The sequence below is a fragment of the Streptomyces sp. NPDC052910 genome (genome assembly GCF_055585605.1).
In genome coordinates this window covers 1113586-1128879 of record NZ_JBVJJR010000003.1, presented here as the reverse complement: position 1 = coordinate 1128879, position 15294 = coordinate 1113586, and the positions used below count along the sequence as shown (strand labels likewise).

The 15294-nt window shown below is 70.3% G+C and carries 13 protein-coding genes and 1 tRNA gene; 6 read left to right on the top strand and 8 right to left on the bottom strand.

Annotated elements, in window-relative coordinates:
• Nucleotides 1-4 precede the first annotated feature (4 nt).
• Nucleotides 5-2371, top strand: coding sequence for a xanthine dehydrogenase family protein molybdopterin-binding subunit (locus ACZ6X9_RS16060; RefSeq protein WP_469778669.1), 2367 nt, complete (start codon nucleotides 5-7; stop codon nucleotides 2369-2371).
• Between the two features lie 276 nt (nucleotides 2372-2647).
• Here ACZ6X9_RS16060 and ACZ6X9_RS16055 read toward each other — a convergent pair whose 3' ends face one another.
• The 4 genes from ACZ6X9_RS16055 to ACZ6X9_RS16040 are packed head-to-tail and all read right to left on the bottom strand — an operon-like array spanning nucleotide 2648 to nucleotide 5781.
• Nucleotides 2648-3049: a hypothetical protein gene (locus ACZ6X9_RS16055; protein WP_469778581.1), complete on the bottom strand. Its 402-nt coding sequence runs from the start codon at nucleotides 3047-3049 to the stop codon at nucleotides 2648-2650.
• Nucleotides 3050-3058: 9 nt separating this feature from the next.
• Nucleotides 3059-4171: a hypothetical protein gene (locus ACZ6X9_RS16050; RefSeq protein ID WP_469778580.1), complete on the bottom strand. Its 1113-nt coding sequence runs from the start codon at nucleotides 4169-4171 to the stop codon at nucleotides 3059-3061.
• A 4-nt stretch (nucleotides 4172-4175) separates the two neighbouring features.
• Nucleotides 4176-5438 (bottom strand): putative T7SS-secreted protein, encoded by a 1263-nt coding sequence (locus ACZ6X9_RS16045; protein WP_469778579.1) that lies wholly within the window; start codon nucleotides 5436-5438, stop codon nucleotides 4176-4178.
• A 49-nt stretch (nucleotides 5439-5487) separates the two neighbouring features.
• Nucleotides 5488-5781 carry a hypothetical protein gene (locus tag ACZ6X9_RS16040; RefSeq protein ID WP_469778578.1) on the bottom strand — a complete coding sequence of 98 codons (294 nt, stop codon included), beginning with the start codon at nucleotides 5779-5781 and terminating at the stop codon, nucleotides 5488-5490.
• Nucleotides 5782-6145: 364 nt separating this feature from the next.
• Here ACZ6X9_RS16040 and ACZ6X9_RS16035 point away from each other — a divergent pair, with 364 nt between their 5' ends.
• Genes ACZ6X9_RS16035 through mycP form a run of 3 tightly spaced genes read left to right on the top strand, consistent with a single transcriptional unit; the run spans nucleotide 6146 to nucleotide 9493 of the window.
• Nucleotides 6146-6583: a hypothetical protein gene (locus ACZ6X9_RS16035; RefSeq protein WP_469778577.1), complete on the top strand. Its 438-nt coding sequence runs from the start codon at nucleotides 6146-6148 to the stop codon at nucleotides 6581-6583.
• Between the two features lies 1 nt (nucleotide 6584).
• Nucleotides 6585-8261, top strand: coding sequence for a hypothetical protein (locus ACZ6X9_RS16030; RefSeq protein ID WP_469778576.1), 1677 nt, complete (start codon nucleotides 6585-6587; stop codon nucleotides 8259-8261).
• 29 nt (nucleotides 8262-8290) lie between these two features.
• Complete coding sequence (gene mycP, locus ACZ6X9_RS16025) at nucleotides 8291-9493, top strand: type VII secretion-associated serine protease mycosin (RefSeq protein ID WP_469778575.1); 1203 nt, start codon at nucleotides 8291-8293, stop codon at nucleotides 9491-9493.
• Here the strand turns inward: mycP and ACZ6X9_RS16020 are convergent.
• The 4 genes from ACZ6X9_RS16020 to ACZ6X9_RS16005 all read right to left on the bottom strand — a co-directional run bounded on the left by ACZ6X9_RS16020 (nucleotide 9477) and on the right by ACZ6X9_RS16005 (nucleotide 13609).
• Nucleotides 9477-11618, bottom strand: a complete 2142-nt coding sequence (locus ACZ6X9_RS16020) for a protein kinase domain-containing protein (RefSeq protein WP_469778574.1) — start codon at nucleotides 11616-11618, stop codon at nucleotides 9477-9479. The two genes, mycP and ACZ6X9_RS16020, sit on opposite strands and share 17 nt — an antisense overlap.
• Before the next feature lie 109 nt (nucleotides 11619-11727).
• Entirely contained in the window at nucleotides 11728-12078 is a 351-nt protein-coding gene (locus ACZ6X9_RS16015; RefSeq protein ID WP_469778573.1) for a hypothetical protein, read from the bottom strand.
• A 408-nt stretch (nucleotides 12079-12486) separates the two neighbouring features.
• Nucleotides 12487-12558, bottom strand: a tRNA-Cys gene (locus ACZ6X9_RS16010).
• 112 nt (nucleotides 12559-12670) lie between these two features.
• Complete coding sequence (locus ACZ6X9_RS16005) at nucleotides 12671-13609, bottom strand: alpha/beta fold hydrolase (protein WP_469778572.1); 939 nt, start codon at nucleotides 13607-13609, stop codon at nucleotides 12671-12673.
• Between the two features lie 88 nt (nucleotides 13610-13697).
• Between ACZ6X9_RS16005 and ACZ6X9_RS16000 the strand changes: the two genes are divergently transcribed.
• Together ACZ6X9_RS16000 and ACZ6X9_RS15995 are read left to right on the top strand one after the other, a co-directional pair.
• Nucleotides 13698-14603: a LysR family transcriptional regulator gene (locus ACZ6X9_RS16000; protein ID WP_469778571.1), complete on the top strand. Its 906-nt coding sequence runs from the start codon at nucleotides 13698-13700 to the stop codon at nucleotides 14601-14603.
• Nucleotides 14604-14733: 130 nt separating this feature from the next.
• The gene (locus tag ACZ6X9_RS15995) at nucleotides 14734-15288 is read left to right on the top strand and encodes a cysteine dioxygenase family protein (RefSeq protein ID WP_469778570.1); all 555 of its coding nucleotides are present in this window, start codon (nucleotides 14734-14736) and stop codon (nucleotides 15286-15288) included.
• Nucleotides 15289-15294: the final 6 nt, after the last annotated feature.

Here is a 15294-nt window from a genome sequence, read left to right as displayed (position 1 = left end):
GGGGATGGGCGGCAACGCCGGAGCGGGCGGCTCGGGAGGGCCGGACGACGTGACGGGTGTGCTCGGCGCCCTGGTCACCTCCTCCGTCACCGCGCCCGCGCCGGTCCCCGACGGCCCCCCGCAGGGGATCGGCGCCTCGGTGCGGGCCGTCGACGCCGCGGCCAAGACGCAGGGCACCTTCCCGTACGCCGCCGACCTGTGGGCGGAGGGCCTGCTGTGGGCGGCCGTGCTGCGGTCGCCGCACCCGCACGCCCGGATCGTCTCCATCGACACCGCCACGGCCGCGGCCATGCCGGGCGTGCACGCCGTCGTCACCCACGCCGACGTGCCGGGGGACGCCGCGCACGGGCGACGGGTCGCGGACCGCCCTGTGTTCGCGTCCGACGTGGTGCGCCACCACGGCGAGCCGATCGCCGCCGTCGCCGCCGACCACCCGGACACCGCCCGGCTCGCCGCCGCCGCCATCGCCGTCGAGTACGAGGTGCTGGAACCGGTCACCGACCCCGAACTGGCCTTCTCCGCCGAGCCGCTGCACCCCGACGGCAACCTCATCCGCCACATCCCGCTGCGCTTCGGCGACCCCGAGGTCACCGGCGAGGTGGTGGTCGAGGGGCTGTACCGCATCGGCCGGCAGGACCCGGCACCCATCGGCGCGGAGGCCGGCCTCGCCGTGCCCCGGCCCGACGGCGGCGTCGAGATCTACTGCGCCTCCACCGACCCGCACGCCGACCGCGACCTGGCCGCCGCCTGCTTCGCCCTCGAACCGGAACGCGTCAAGATCGTCGTCACCGGGGTGCCCGGCGCGATGGGCGACCGCGAGGACTCCGGCGTCCAACTGCCGCTCGGCCTCCTCGCGTTGCGCACCGGCCATCCGGTGAAGCTCGCGGCCACCCGCGAGGAGTCGTTCCTCAGCCACGCCCACCGCCACCCGACGCTGCTGCGCTACCGCCACCACGCGGACGCGGAGGGCAAGCTGGTCAAGGTCGAGGCGCAGATCCTGATGGACGCCGGCGCGTACGCCGACTCCTCGTCGGACGCGCTCGCCGCCGCCGTGGCGTTCGCCTGCGGCCCGTACGTCGTCCCGCACGCCTTCGTCGAGGGCTGGGCCGTGCGCACCAACAACCCGCCGTCCGGCCACGTCCGCGGCGAGGGCGCCATGCAGGTCTGCGCCGCCTACGAGGGCCAGATGGACAAGCTGGCGGCCCGGCTCGGCATCGACCCCGCCGAACTGCGCATGCGCAACATCCTGGCCACCGGTGACATCCTCCCCACCGGCCAGACGGTCACCTGCCCGGCACCCGTCGCCGAACTCCTCGCCGCCGTCCGCGACTTCCCCCTCCCGGCCCTCCCGAAGGACGACCCCGAGGAGGAGTGGCTGCTCCCCGGCGGCCTGGAGGGCGCCGGCGAACCGGGCGCCGTCCGGCGCGGCGTCGGCTACGGCGTCGGCATGGTCCACATGCTCGGCGCCGAGGGCGCGGACGAGGTGTCCACGGCCACGGTGAAGGTCAGCGGTTCCGTCGCGACGGTCATCTGCGCCGCCGTCGAGACCGGCCAGGGCTTCTCCACCCTGGCCCGACAGATCGTCCAGGAGGTCCTGGGCATCACGGACGTCTACGTGGCGCCGGTCGACACCGACCAGCCCCCCTGCGGCCCGGCCGCCCACGGCCGCCACACCTGGGTCTCGGGCGGCGCGGTCGAGCGCGCCGCGCGCATGGTCCGCACACAGTTGCTGCAGCCGCTCGCCGCCCAGTTCGGCATGTCCACCGAGCTCCTGACGATCGCCGACGGGAAAATCACCTCGTACGACGGCGTGCTCAGCACCACCGTCGTCGAGGCCCTCGACGGCAAGGAACTCTGGGCCACCGCCCAATGCCGCCCCCACCCCACCGAGCCGCTGGACGAGACCGGCCAGGGCGACGCCTTCGTCGGCATCGCCTTCTGCGCGGTACGGGCCGTGGTGGACGTCGACGTCGAACTCGGCTCCGTCCGCGTCGTCGAGATGGCCGTCGCCCAGGACGTCGGCCGCGTCCTCAACCCCGCCCAGGCCCACGCCCGCATCGAGGCCGGCATCACCCAGGGCCTCGGCGCCGCCCTCACGGAAAACCTCCGCACCTCGGCCGGCCAGGTCCGCCGCCCGGACTTCAGCGGCTACGCCCTGCCCACCTCGCTGGACGCGCCGGACATCCGAATCGTCAAACTCGTCGAGGAGCGCGACGTCGTCGCCCCCTTCGGCGCCAAGGCCATCAGCGCCGTCCCGGTCGTCACCTCCCCGGCCGCCATCGCCTCCGCCGTCCGCGCCGCCACGGGCCGCCCGGTCAACCGCCTCCCGATCCGCCCGCAGGCGGCGGTGGCGGCGCCGACGGGGGCGTGACGGCGGGGCGGGTGGAGGGAGAACCAGTCGGCGTCGTTCGCTGCCGCGTCCGGGATTCCTTGTAGCACCGGAAGCGGCTTTGGCCGGCGTACCCATCGCCCCAGGACAGTGGCGGTGGCAAGCAGACACCGCCTCTTGTCGCGGCACTCGCCCTTGTCCGTTACACCCTCGTCGTCGGGTACGGCCGGTGACTCCGGCGGTCGGCAAACGGCTCGGGTACGAGTGCCTTTCAGGATGCCGGTGGTGTGTGTGGGCGCGTGCCGGTGGGAGCCGGCGTCAGCGCTGCCTCTTGCGGGCCTTTCGCGCGAGGTTTTCGCGGGCCGTTTTCTCGTCCTGAAACATTTCCTTTAAGACAGGAGAAAGCTGGGGAATCTTCGCACCCTCCTCCTCGGCGTCCACCAGGCGCCGCACATAGTCGCGGGCTTCTCCGGACAACGGCCGCAGACGGAAGGCGCGCCGGATGGCGAGGGTCCACAACCAAATCACGACAGGGGCGAGCAGGAAGGCTGCACGGCCTTCCGGGAAGTCCCTGCTGAAACCGAGCAGGGCGGCTATGAGGGGAAAAACGGCCAGAGTGCATCCTGCTTCGTCGTACCATCCCCCCTTGCCTGCGATCTGTTCATATGCGGCGACGTTCTTCGATTTGCTCGGGACCTGGCCGTTGAATTTCTCTGACATGGAGACCTCTCAAGCCTTGTCGATCGACGAGCGGTGTTCCGCCGGCGCCGCAGCCGGTCTCCGGCATGGACCTAGCACTTTGACGAGGACCCGTTGATGATCACCGGGAATGGGAGTCACGCCAAGGCGGTACCCTGAAGCGTGTGAGGCCGAGAAAAGATGATCCGTTGTCGCCCATGGATACTTCCGCTTCCATCCGCGTGACAGTAGAGCGCGTTCGGCGCGCCGGATCACATCGCTGGCGTTATCCGAAGTCGTCACACCGTTCACGGACCACTCATGCAAGAGGGAACACGGAACCGCGCCGTCTATCGATTGGCAGTCTGGGCAGACAACCTGGCTCAAGCGGTCCTCAGGACTGACTGATCCGTGCGCGGCCAAGGCATCCAGAACATTGCTGGATTGCAGGTATATCTCTTGCGCGGCAGCGGTGGACTTGTCGTCGGTGAGGGGGAACTCCTGAGACGGTGCCGTGAGGAAGAGTAGATCTTCCTCGGTCGACCAGGCCATGGTTTGGACAATGCCGGCGAACAGTTCGGAATAGAAATCCCAGTCATCCATGGCTGGAGTCCCGAGTTCCAGTACTATCATCTCGGATTCGTCGGGTGACGGGGCGTAGATCTGGATCACCCCCTTAACCAGTTCGACGGGGGTGCCAACGCCCGAAAAATCTGAAGGGACATGGAACGGTTCATCTCCTATGCGCACGACGACTCTGCCGCAGGGGAGATCGGAGAAACGTATGTCATCACACGGGTAGGTCTCCTGCAGAACCGCGGCCGTCTGGTCGAGGAGGCCCGTGGGTTGATAACCCTCAAGCGCGATTCGATACGCAGCCAAGGAGGCGGTGCTCTGCCTCCCCCCGCCCATATCCAGGGCGCAGAAGGCCACATATTCGGCTCCTGCATCACTGAAGCCTTCAAGGAGGCATCCGTAACCCACGCACATCCGGAGCCTCTCCTCAGCGGTGCCGGATGGCAAGAGGCTCTCGGCCAGAGAGTGAAGCCTGGCGACTGCCTCTTCGGCATCCGCGGAGTCCAGCGGAAGAGGGTGGAAGAAGGCAGGAGGTGCCCAGGTCATGTAAAGGTCGCCGCGTGCAGTCTCGGCCGTGGGAGTTTTCATCCGCCTAATAAGTGGCCAGCGCTTCGTGGAACCTGGCGGGTGTGCCTCTTCTGCCTGCGTAGGGAGCGGGTGCTTGGATGAGCGGTTCCCTCTCGCGGTGGCTGGAATATTCGCCATGTGTGATCAGCTTTTCGAATCCGTGTGCGGCGGACAGTGCCTTCACCGTACCGGAGATCACTGCAGGTTCGACCTCGGCGCCTTCCTCGATCTTTCCAATGATGTTCCTTCCCGAGATTCGGTTTGTGGCAGCGCCGGCTCCCTTGATACTGAGAGGGTTATTAAATCCTTCCAGGAGTCCATCCCTTGCCTTCTCGGACATTTTGAGCGCCTTTTCGCCCTTGACGCCCATCCTTATCCCTTGAATGGCCCCCTTGCCCGCTCCGAAGGCGGGGAGGAGGCCAAAAAAGTCCATTCCCATTTTAGTGAAACCCGTCTTGGTGCTGATGAGCCCGCGCTGCCATGCCATGTAGTGTCCCGCCATCGCCGCGCTGGCACAGGCAACCGACAAACCGCCAAGAACGGCTCCAGCGGGCGGGAAGACACTGGCCACGATGGCTGCCAAGGCCAATGCATTCGACATTGTGGAAAACAGGTCTGCGTGCTTGACGAGGAAGTTCTTGAAACCCTTCCAGGCCTTGTTGAGGCCGCCCGATATTCGCTCCCACACGCTGATGTCCGGCGGATGGTTCTTGGCGGCCTCGCGTATCGCCTTTGCGGCTTCCTCCGAGTGGCGCTCCCATTTCTCCCGTAGGCGCTCGGCCTCAGCGATGACCAGGTCGAGCGCGCGTGCGGCCTTGCTGGCCTCCGAGGCGGCCTTGCTGCTCTCGGCCGTCAGTTTGTCGGCTTCGGCTTTGGAGATCTGCACATGATTGCGGTTGATGTCGTCGATCTTTTGATTGATGGTTTTACTGGTTTCGACCGTCTCCTTTACTCTTGATCTCGCGGCAATCGCGTCGGTTTCCAGCCTCTTGGCCGTCTCCTGGTGGGTGTGGAGGTGCTCGCGCCACTGCTTGAGCGCGCGCGAGCAGTCATGCATGGACTTACTGCCCTGCTGTAAGTAGGTAGGCAGCTTGCCGAGCTGGCCTCTGAAGGCTGTGGCTGCCTCGCCTTTCCAAACTTTGTCCGACTTGCCGATCTTCTCTATCAGGCCGTGGAGTTCTTCGAGTTCGTCTGCGACTCGGCCGACATCGTGTGCAAGCCAATCGGTCGTTCTCACGCTGCCTTTCGCCGGGTTGAACCCCAGGCCAGGCCATGCGGAGTCGGACATGTCTCTCCTGTAGGTGGATTGCGCCTGTCGGACGCGTGGTGGCGACGGTTCACCGTTCCCGGGTACTGAACCCCTGACGTAGGCCGTGTTCGTATGCCGTGAACTCCTTCGAGGCCTCCTTCAGGGCGCTGTGGATGTGTTTGGAACCCTTGGCTATGCGCTTGATGCCGTCGTGCCAGTTGTCTTGGAAGTGATAACAGGCGGCGTCGAGCCCTTGGGTTCCCAGCCCCTTCGGTCCGACCTTTTTCAGGGCAGCGCAGGCATCGTGCATGCGCTCCGTCACCTCGTTCAGTCTCCGCAGCAAGTCCGCCATGCCGTCATCAGCGTGGCCAAAGTCGGACATCTTGCCTCCGCGGCTGGGTAGTTGGCACTGTCCATTTCCGTGGTGGTACGGCGATGCTCCCGCATGCGAGAGGTGACTGTAAGTCAACCGACTTCGCTGGGGCAAGGATTTGGCAGAGTCTGACAGTTTGGCGGTGTTGGGTGCGTTTCACACCAAGTACGCGCCCGTCTGTCACTTCGCTGACGGCGTTGGCTCGCCGACGGCGAGGGGTGTTGGTGCCTGATGGCCGGGCCGAGGTGCGCAACTCGTCCCACGTGACGGTGCAGTTACGGATGGCCCTGGTGTACACGTCAGTACCTGTCGGTAGGCTGGCGTGGCTTGATGTAGGGCTCACTGATGTGGCAGGCGAGGGGTGGGGACGGAAGTGGGGGAGCAGCCCGCGGGCGACAAGCTGAAGGTGGAGCTCGACACGCTGAAGACCTTCAAGGGGCGCATCGATGATGCGCTGGTCAAGCTGGTCGGCTCGGAGGCGGGCCCATCGCGCATGGTGGAGGCGACGTTCGACCAGGGGCATCTGGGCAAGGACTTCGACGCGGTGGGCGCGTTGTACGGCGCCTACCAGGCCGTCCACCAGGACCTGGCGACGCTCTCGAAACTGCTCGCAGACCAGATCGAGGCCATGAGCCTGGCCGTGCAAGGGGCCCGCAACGACTACCGGGAGACGGACCTGGAGCACCAGCGCCGCATGTGGAGGATCCAACGGGAGATCGAGAAGCACTACGACCCGAAGCTGGATCCGCACGCGCCCAAGGGCGGCGATCCGGAGCACTCGGGTGGCGACCACGACAAGGGGGGCATGTGACATGACGGGACAGGAGAGGAAGGGCGCGGGCGCCGAGTCGGCGCGGCCCACGTTCACCGCCGCGCCGGTTCCGGACTTCGGTACGTACTCCCACGAGCAACTGCTCGCCATGGTCGAGCACGCGAACGAGCACCGGATCAGGGCCGTAGGCATCAGGTTGCAGGAGGCAGCCCAGACGATCGGCGAGGTGGGGCAGCAACTCAAGGACCACATGAGCCGTCTGGAGTGGGACGGACCGGGGGCCCACGCCTTCCGTACCTGGGGCGCCGACATGTCCAACGCCACCCTGGACCTGAGCAGGTACAGCGAGAAGGTCGGCATGTGGGTCTGCGCCGCCGCCAACGCCCTGAGCGCGGCGCAGAAGATGCCGCCTTTTCCGGCCGATGCCAAGGCGAAGGTGGATGAGTTCGACCGTCTCCATCCCGGGCTTCGTGACAATCCCGCCAAGTTCAACGACGCGCGGTCCAAGGACGGTCCCAGCCCCGCCGCCGTCACGGCCGCGCTCAAGCAGCTCCGCAAGGAGCACGACCAAGCGGCCGAGGCGATGACACGGCTGGCCCAGGCGTACAACGACTCCGGTGACGAGATCACCAAGGGGGCGAGGCCGAACTTCCCACCGATGCCCGACGCGATGTTGCCCTCCCAGGGCAGGGCCGATTCCGAGGACGTCACGCTCGACGGACCGGGGGGCGGAGGCGGCGGTGCCGGCGGTGGCGCAGTTGCCGCCGGCATGGTGGATTCCGTCGGCCGCGGCGGGGCTCCCGGGGGAGGTGTCGCCGTGTCGAGCGGTCCGGTGACGGGTCATGAGTCGGGCGGGCAGGGCGGCGGCGCGTCCGGTGGTACGACGACCGTTCCGCCCGTCGACCGCCCCGACACCTCGACCAAGGTGGACGGTGGCGTGCCTGTTCCCACGGTTCCCACGATCCCGGATGGTGGACAACCGGCACCCACGCCGCCGCGTCCGGCGCCCACAGGGCCGACTCTTCCCCCGCACCACCCCACTGGGCACCTCCCCGGCGTCCCCGGAATGCCGCCGACGTGGCCCGGCCGAGTACCGCCGCTACCCAAGCCGGGCGGAGGCATGGGGCCCGGGGACACTCGGCGTGGACCTGCTGCCCCGACCGGGAGCGGCCCGGGAGCCGGACGCGCGGGCGTACCTGCCTCCCGTACGCCCGTTGTGCCGCGGCTGCCCGGAGGCGGTGATGTGCCTCCCTTCGCTTCCCGTGGGCCCGCCGACGGTGTGGTGGGCGGGCGGCCGAGTCCCAGGGGCCCTGGGCAAGGGCTGCCGGCGGGGCCTCGGGGCACGGTGGTCGGGGCGGAACCCGGCGTCGGTGGAACGGCGGCCGGCCAGGGGCGTCCGGGCATGGGGTACGGGCCCGGTGTCGGCGGCGCCTCGGGAGGACTGGGCACCGGACCGGGCAACGTGGGCGGGAGGACGGGCGGTCGCCGTCTGGCGTCCGAGCGCGGCGGCGTGGTGGGCGGCGGTCGGACGGCTCAGGGGGCCGTCTCGGGTGGGCGACCCTTCACCCAGGGCGGGTCGGGGCTGCTCCGCGGCTCCTCGGGTGCCGGCACCGGACGGGAAGGCGGTTCCGGCGGCCGGCGTCCCTCTTACCTGGTCGAGGAGGAGAATCCGCAGCCGCGAGGCGAACACGGCACCGTCCCGCCTGTCGTCGACTGAACCCGCGTAAGGAAGAGGGCATTCCGCACATGAGTGAACGCAGGCGCCGGTGGTGGGAGACGGCCGTGGGTGCCCTCGCCACGGGTCTCTTCCTCCTGCCTGCCACCACTGGACCGGCCCGGGCCGACACGGTACGGGATCACCAGTGGTACCTCGACGGCATGCACGCCGAGGAGATGTGGCGTACCAGCACGGGGACCGGGATCACGGTGGCCGTCATCGACTCGGGCGTCGACGACAGCCTTCCGGACCTCCGCGGACAAGTGCTCCCCGGAAAGGACTTCCTGCCTTCCGCGACCGGCTCCCACAAGGACGCCATCGGGCACGGCACCTCGATGGCGATGCTCATCGCCGGGACCGGCAAAGGGCCGGAGAAGTCCGCGACCAAGGGTCTGGCACCAGGGGCGAAGATCCTGCCGCTGCGCGTCCTGAGCCGCGCCGACGGGTGGGGAGCCCAGAGCGAGGCCGTCGTCCGAGCCATCCGCCACGCGGCCGATTCCCCGGCCAAGATCATCAATATGTCGTTCGGAAACCCGGGTCACGGTCGCGAGGTGGAAGAGGCGGTGCGGTACGCGCTGTCACGCGGCAAGTTGTTGTTCGCGTCATCGGGAAATGACGGGCGCGAGGGGAGCCCCGTCGAATACCCGGCGGCCTACCCCGGAGTCGTGGCCGTCAGCGCGATCGACAAGGATGCGCGCGTGACGGCCGAATCGGCACACGGGCCGCAGGTTTCGTTGGCAGCCCCAGGCGATGACATCTTCCACAGTTGCCTCGGAAGCACCGGCATCTGCCGAAGCCACGGCACCAGCGCCGCCAGCGCCCTTGCCTCCGCTTCCGCCGCCCTCCTCTGGTCCGTCCATCCCGACTGGACGGCCAACCAGGTACTCCGCGTCCTCATCAATACGGCCGGCGGCCCCAAGAGCGGTGAGAAACGCAGCGACACCCTCGGCTACGGAGTGGTCCGGCCGCGCATCGCGCTCAAGGACCCGGGCGATCCCGGGCCCGCAGACGTCAATCCCCTTACCGGGGCCACGGGTTCGGGGACGGTTTCCCGGCCGGTGCCGCGCCGTACAGAAGGTGGGGCCGGGGACGAGGCCGAGGCGGCCGGTCGTGGTGGGGGGACGAATGCCATGACCTGGGTGTTGGTAGCTGTCGGCGGTGCCGTGGTCGTCGGGGCGGGCGCCGGAGCCCTGGTCGTCGCGCGGCGGCGCCGGTTCATACCACCGGCATAGCTGTCAGGCCGCCGTCCGCTGACAGGAAGACGCGGTTGCCCGAGCCGATCAGCCAGGGGGAGAGGCTGCCGCGCCAGGGGTGGGACCAGAGGGGTTTGCCGGAGCGTTTGTCGAGGGTCAGGGCGGTGGCTCCGGTGCCTCCGGTGGCGAGCCAGAGGGTGTGGCCCTGGACGGCGGGGGGTGTGAGGGGCGGGTAGGGCCGGCCCTCGAGGTGGTGGGTCCAGACGGTTTCGCCGGTGCGGCGGTCGAGGCAGTGCATGAGGTCGAGGTCCAGGGCGTAGAGGAAGTCGCCGTCGACGAGTGGGGCCGACCAGCCGTTGTAGGCGTTCTTGCCGCCCATCGTGGGGCCGACCCGGTAGGAGGCCGAGGGGAGGGACCAGATTTTCTCCCCGGTGTCCAGGCGGTAGGCGGCGAGGATCTTGCCGCCGGCGTAGACCGTGTCGTCGCGGACGGCGGGCAGCAGGCTGTCGTGGGACTCGGGGCGGTGGTGGGCCTTCCACAGGGTGCGGCCGGAGGAGGTGTCCAGGATGTGGAGGACGCCGTCGCGGCCGTAGAGGACGAGGCGGTTTTTGACGGTGACGGTCAGGGTCGGGTCGATGGTCGACACTTCCGTGTCCGGGTGGGGCACGGTCCAGCGGATGCTCCGGGTACGGGTGTCGTAGGCGCAGAGGTTCTTCGGTTTGCGGTCCCGGTCTCCGTCGGCGAAGTACGCCGTCGTGTCGTCCACGGCGTGGACCTGGTCCGCGTCGACGTCCGCGCTCCAGCGTTCCTCGCCGGTGAGGCTGTCGAGGCCGACGAGGCGGCCGTCGAAGCCGAACGTGGTCACCACGGTGTCGGAGCGGCCTGCGAACCGGCCCGTCTGCTGGCTTTTCACCTGCCACTTGCGCCGGCCGTCCCGGACCGAGAAGGCCGCGAGGCCGTCGGTCCCCATGGTGATGACCAGGTCGTGTATGGGCAGCGGGGCGGGCGCGGAGTAGTACGTGGCGACCGGACCCCACAGCTCCGCCGGCGGGTGGCCCTCCTCGTACTGGCCGGCCGTCAGGGGCTTGGCGTCCCAGGGCTGGGGAGGGGGCGTGGGGTCGCCCTTGAGTGTCTTGCGCCCGGAGTTCCCGCCGTCGCGCAGGAACCACCACGCGCCGGTGCCGCCCGCCGCGGCCACCGCGGCGCCGCCCGCCACGAGGGCGGTGACGAGCCGGCGGCGGGAGGGGCCGGCGCCGGGGGCGGCCGTGGTGGCGCCGGTGAGGGTGGTCAGCTTCCGGGCCTCGGACTCGCGCCGGGTGACGTCGGCGGCGAGGGGGCCGCGGCGCCAGACGCGGTCGGCGCCCTTGGGCGGGGCCATGGCGGTGGCGATCAGCGCGGGCGGCGGCCGGTGTCCGGGCTCGCGGGCCAGGCAGGGCGCGATGAGGGCGTGCAACGGCGCCGGGAGACCCGCCAGGTCCGGTTCCTCGTGGACGACCTTGTACTGGACGGATGCCACCTCCGTACCGTCGTACGCCCGCCGGCCGGTGGCCGCGAAGGCCAGCACGGCCCCGAGCGAGAACACGTCGCCGGGCGGGCCGACGCGCCGGCCGAGCACCTGCTCGGGGGCGCCGTATCCGGGGGTGACGGGGTTCATGCCGGTCGCGGTGAGGGTGAGGCCGTGCTCGGGGCGGGCGATGCCGAAGTCGATGACGCGCGGGCCCGAGGACGTCAGGACGATGTTGGACGGCTTGATGTCGCGGTGGACGAGCCCGGCGGCGTGGATGTCCCGGAGCGTCGCGGCCAGCGCGGCGCCCAGCGCCCTGACCCCCGCCTCGTCGAACGGCCCGTGCCGCTCCACCGCCTCGTCCAGCGTCGGCCCGGCCAGGAACTCGGTGGCGATCCACGGCCGCCCGCCCTCCGTCCACGCCCCGAGCACCCGCGCGACGCCCCCGCTGGTCACCGCCTGCGCGGCCTGCGCCTCGCGCACGAAACGCCGCGCCATGTGCGGGTCGTGCGCCATCTCCGGGTGCAGCACCTTGACGGCGGCCATGCCCCCGGCGGCGTCCTGCCCGAGGTACACCTTGCCCATGCCTCCCGCGCCGAGCACGCCGACGAGACGGTGGGGACCGAGGCGGAGGGGGTCGCCGGCGGCGAGGGGATCCATGGAATGACGGCCTGTTCGAGCGGGGGCGGCGCACACGAGGTCGCCTCTTGCGCGGCCGATTCTCCCGGCGGCCGTCCGGGGGCGGGTGGGCGGGGGCGTCCCCGCGCCCTCACCGAGCGATCGAGAGGACGGCGAACCACGTCGCCATCAGCATCATGAAGGCGATCATCCAGGCCACCGGGCCGTTGTCGCGGCGGGAGGCCAGGCCCCAGGTGCCGAGGACGGCGGCGGCGGGCGCGACGAGGATGGGCGTCCAGACCACGGCGTTCTGACCCGCGCTCGTGCAGATCACACTGGTGTCGCCGGTGTCGCAACCGTCGCTCGCCATCACGGAGATGGGCAGGGCCGTGAAGGTGAAGGCGGCGAAGAGCCACAGCGCCACGCCGCCGAGCAGCTTGAGGAAAGCCGTGCCGGCGCCGGACGCGCCGTCCGGTGCCTGGTGGGTGTCGGCCGATGTCATGACCGTCACGCTACGAGCGGGGGGTCGACCCGGGCATCCGTACGATCGCCTGAGGGTGGGGGCTCGGCGTGAGTACGGGTACTCAGTCGCCCGGAGTTCCTCGGAATGGGAACGGGTTGAGGCCACGGCCCGGGACCGAACCGGTGGGACGGCGGGGGACCCACGCGCCTTCCGGACGCCGCCGCAGCGCGTTCGCCTTGAAGTACGCCGCCACGCGTTCGCCCTGAAGTACGCCGCCGCCATGCGCTCGCCGTGAAACACGCGACCGACTGGTGCCCCACCGCTTCGGCGAGGGCGACAAGCGAGGGCGACAGTCGAGGGCGACATCGCCGACGCAAGGTCATGTGCGACGTCCCGCCCCCTGGTGACACGGCACCAGGGAGGCCGGTTCGACGCTTCTGACAGAAGAGGCCGTGGCGGGAATCGAACCCGCGTAACTCGCTTTGCAGGCGAGTCCCTGAACCACTCGGGCACACGGCCGTGTCGTGCTCCGTCATCGACGATAGGGGGGGCCGGCGGCGGGTCACAACGGCCTTGCGCGGCGTGCCATATGACCGTCATGCGCCGTTCACGAGCGAGCGGGCGGGGACGTTCACGAGCGAGCGGGCGGGGACGTTCGGTGGTGCGGCTCGGGGTGGGGGCGGAGGAAGTCCTCGACGATCGGGCGGAACATGTCCGGTTCGTCGACCCAGGGGTAGTGGCCCACGCCGTAGAGCGTGCGGACCTCGGTGCGGGTGGTGGCGGGGAAGGACGCGGCGACGAGCTCGCCCGCCCGGACGCCGGTGATGGCGTCGCGGTCGCCGGTGAGGACGAGGAGCGGGAAGGCGGCGGAGCGGAGGTGTTCGAGGAGGGCGCGCCGGGCCGCTTCGTCCACGCCCTGCCAGAAGGCGATGCGGGGGACGGGGTGGAGCTGGCCGTCCTCCGTGGCGGCGTGGGCCTGCTGCGGGGCGTCCCAGCGGCCGTAGCCCATGGGGGCGGCGCGCCGGAGGAGGGCGCGGGCCTCGGGGAAGTCGTGGGTGTCGGCGAGGGAGTGGACGGCGACGTAGGCGTCCACCCACCAGTCCTCCGTGGCGCGTGACTCGAAGATCTCCTCGGCGTCCGTGGGGAGTTCGCCCTGGAGGCGGGAGCCGGGGGCGACGAGGACGAGGTGGCTGACCCGGTGCGGGTAGAGGGCGGCGTACGCCTGGGCGGTGGCGCAGCCGGCGTCGTGGGCGAGGAGGGCGAAGCGGTCGAGTCCGAGGTGGCCGCGGAGGGCCTCGACGTCCTCGGCGAGGGCCGGGAAGGCGTAGCCGCGCGGGTCGTCGGCGGGAGGCGAGTCGCCGGTGCCGCGGCTGTCGGGGATGACGAGGGTGTGCCGGGCGTTCAGGCCCCCGAGGTCGCCCAGGTAGGCGGCGTCCCGGCCGGGGCCGCCGGCGAGGCAGACGATCGGCGGGCCCGGGGCGTCGGCGGTGCGCGCTTCCAGGACGCGGTAGGCCAGTTCCGCCGCGTCGTAGGAGACGTAACGTGCCGGATGAGCTGCGTGAGCCGCCATATGTCCACCATGCCCCAAAAGTCCGTTGATCCAGAAGTCATTCAAGCCGGATCTGCCCGCTACCCCAAATTCCGCTTATGATTCCGGCGTGTTCGACTCGCGGCACATCAAGACGTTCCACGCGGTGGTCCAGGCCGGCTCGTACTCCGCCGCCGCGCGGGCGCTCGGCTACACCCAGCCCGCGATCACCCAGCAGATGAAGGGCCTGGAGCGGGCCGTCGGCACCCCGCTGTTCACCCGGGTCGGCCGCCGGATGCGGCTCACGGAGGCGGGGGAGGCGCTCGCGCGCCACGCCGAGACGATCCTGGACACCCTCACCGTCGCCCAGCAGCAGATGAGCTCCCTGACCCGGCTGCGCGCCGGGCGGGTCCGGGTCTGCGCCTTCCCCAGCGCCGGTGCCACCCTCGTCCCGGAGGCCCTGGCCCGCCTCGCCGCCGACCACCCCGGCGTACGGGTCGAACTGCTGGAGGGCGAGCCGCCGGACTCGCTCCGGCGGCTGGTGCGCGGCGAGTGCGACATCACCCTCGCCTTCACCTACCCCGGGCTGCACGACGAGGTCTCGGACGAACTCGCGGAGATCCCGCTGCTGGAGGACCAGCTCACCGTGCTGCTCCCCGCCGGGCACCCGCTGGCCCGGCGCCGCGCCGTGGGACTGGCCGACCTGGCCGACGAGCGGTGGATCGCCGGCTGCCTGCGCTGCCGCACCAACTTCCTGCACGAGTGCGCCGAGGTCGGCTTCGCCCCCGACATCGCCTTCACCACCGACGACAACCTGGTCGTGCAGTCCCTCGTCGCCGAGGGGCTGGGGGTGGCGATGATGCCGGGGCTGGTGCTGTCGTTCCTGCGCCACGACCGGATCACCGGACGCGCGCTCGACCCCGCCTCCCGCCGCCGGGTCTCCGCGTACGTCCTCCGCGACCACCTGCGCGTTCCCGCCACCGCGCTGGTCCTCGACGAACTCAAGGCCGCGGCGGCGCGGCGCGAGGGGTGCTGAGCGGACGGCCGAGGGCGTCCGGTCCGGCCGGCCCCCGCCCGGCGCATCCGCGGGATCCATAAGCGGAAATTTGCACCCGACCAACAAACTGTCGTTGGACGTGATGGATCACGGCCTCGACCCTGCCCGTATGACCACTCCTACCGCAGCCCCGACGACCGCCCGCCTCCGCGGGCTCATCGACGACGTCCGGGAGGCAGTGGGCCGCGGCCTGCCGCCGGACACGACGGCCTATCTCGTCGGTGAACGCCTCGCCGTCCACCTGGGCGCCGACGATCTGCTCACCCCGGAGCAGTGCGAGGGCGACCCCCGGCGGTACCGCCAGCACATCCTGCACGCGGAGCCGGACGGCAGCTTCTCCCTGGTCGCCCTGGTCTGGCTGCCGGGGCAGCAGACCTCCGTCCACGACCACGTCTCGTGGTGCGTGACCGGCGTCCATCAGGGGGCGGAGAGCGAACGCCGGTACCGGCTCGTCCCCGACGGCACGGGCTGCCGGCTGGTCGCCACCGAGGACGTCGTCAACGTGCGGGGCGACGTCTGCGGCTTCGCGCCCCCCGGCGACATCCACCGGGTGCGCAACGCCTGCTCGTCCACCGCGATCTCGATCCACGTCTACGGCGCGGACATCGCGCGGCTGGGTTCCAGCGTGCGGCGCGTCTACCACCTGCCCGCCGAGGAGCTGTGAGATCCG

Bases quoted from the DNA above. Each gene is read 5' to 3' on its own strand.
- ACZ6X9_RS16060 (WP_469778669.1), top strand. From the start codon at position 5: ATGGGCGGCAACGCCGGAGCGGGCGGCTCGGGAGGGCCGGACGACGTG.
- ACZ6X9_RS16055 (WP_469778581.1), bottom strand. From the start codon at position 3,049: ATGTCAGAGAAATTCAACGGCCAGGTCCCGAGCAAATCGAAGAACGTC.
- ACZ6X9_RS16050 (WP_469778580.1), bottom strand. From the start codon at position 4,171: ATGAAAACTCCCACGGCCGAGACTGCACGCGGCGACCTTTACATGACC.
- ACZ6X9_RS16045 (WP_469778579.1), bottom strand. From the start codon at position 5,438: ATGTCCGACTCCGCATGGCCTGGCCTGGGGTTCAACCCGGCGAAAGGC.
- ACZ6X9_RS16040 (WP_469778578.1), bottom strand. From the start codon at position 5,781: ATGTCCGACTTTGGCCACGCTGATGACGGCATGGCGGACTTGCTGCGG.
- ACZ6X9_RS16030 (WP_469778576.1), top strand. From the start codon at position 6,585: ATGACGGGACAGGAGAGGAAGGGCGCGGGCGCCGAGTCGGCGCGGCCC.
- mycP (WP_469778575.1), top strand. From the start codon at position 8,291: ATGAGTGAACGCAGGCGCCGGTGGTGGGAGACGGCCGTGGGTGCCCTC.
- ACZ6X9_RS16020 (WP_469778574.1), bottom strand. From the start codon at position 11,618: ATGGATCCCCTCGCCGCCGGCGACCCCCTCCGCCTCGGTCCCCACCGT.
- ACZ6X9_RS16015 (WP_469778573.1), bottom strand. From the start codon at position 12,078: ATGACATCGGCCGACACCCACCAGGCACCGGACGGCGCGTCCGGCGCC.
- ACZ6X9_RS16005 (WP_469778572.1), bottom strand. From the start codon at position 13,609: ATGGCGGCTCACGCAGCTCATCCGGCACGTTACGTCTCCTACGACGCG.
- ACZ6X9_RS15995 (WP_469778570.1), top strand. From the start codon at position 14,734: ATGACCACTCCTACCGCAGCCCCGACGACCGCCCGCCTCCGCGGGCTC.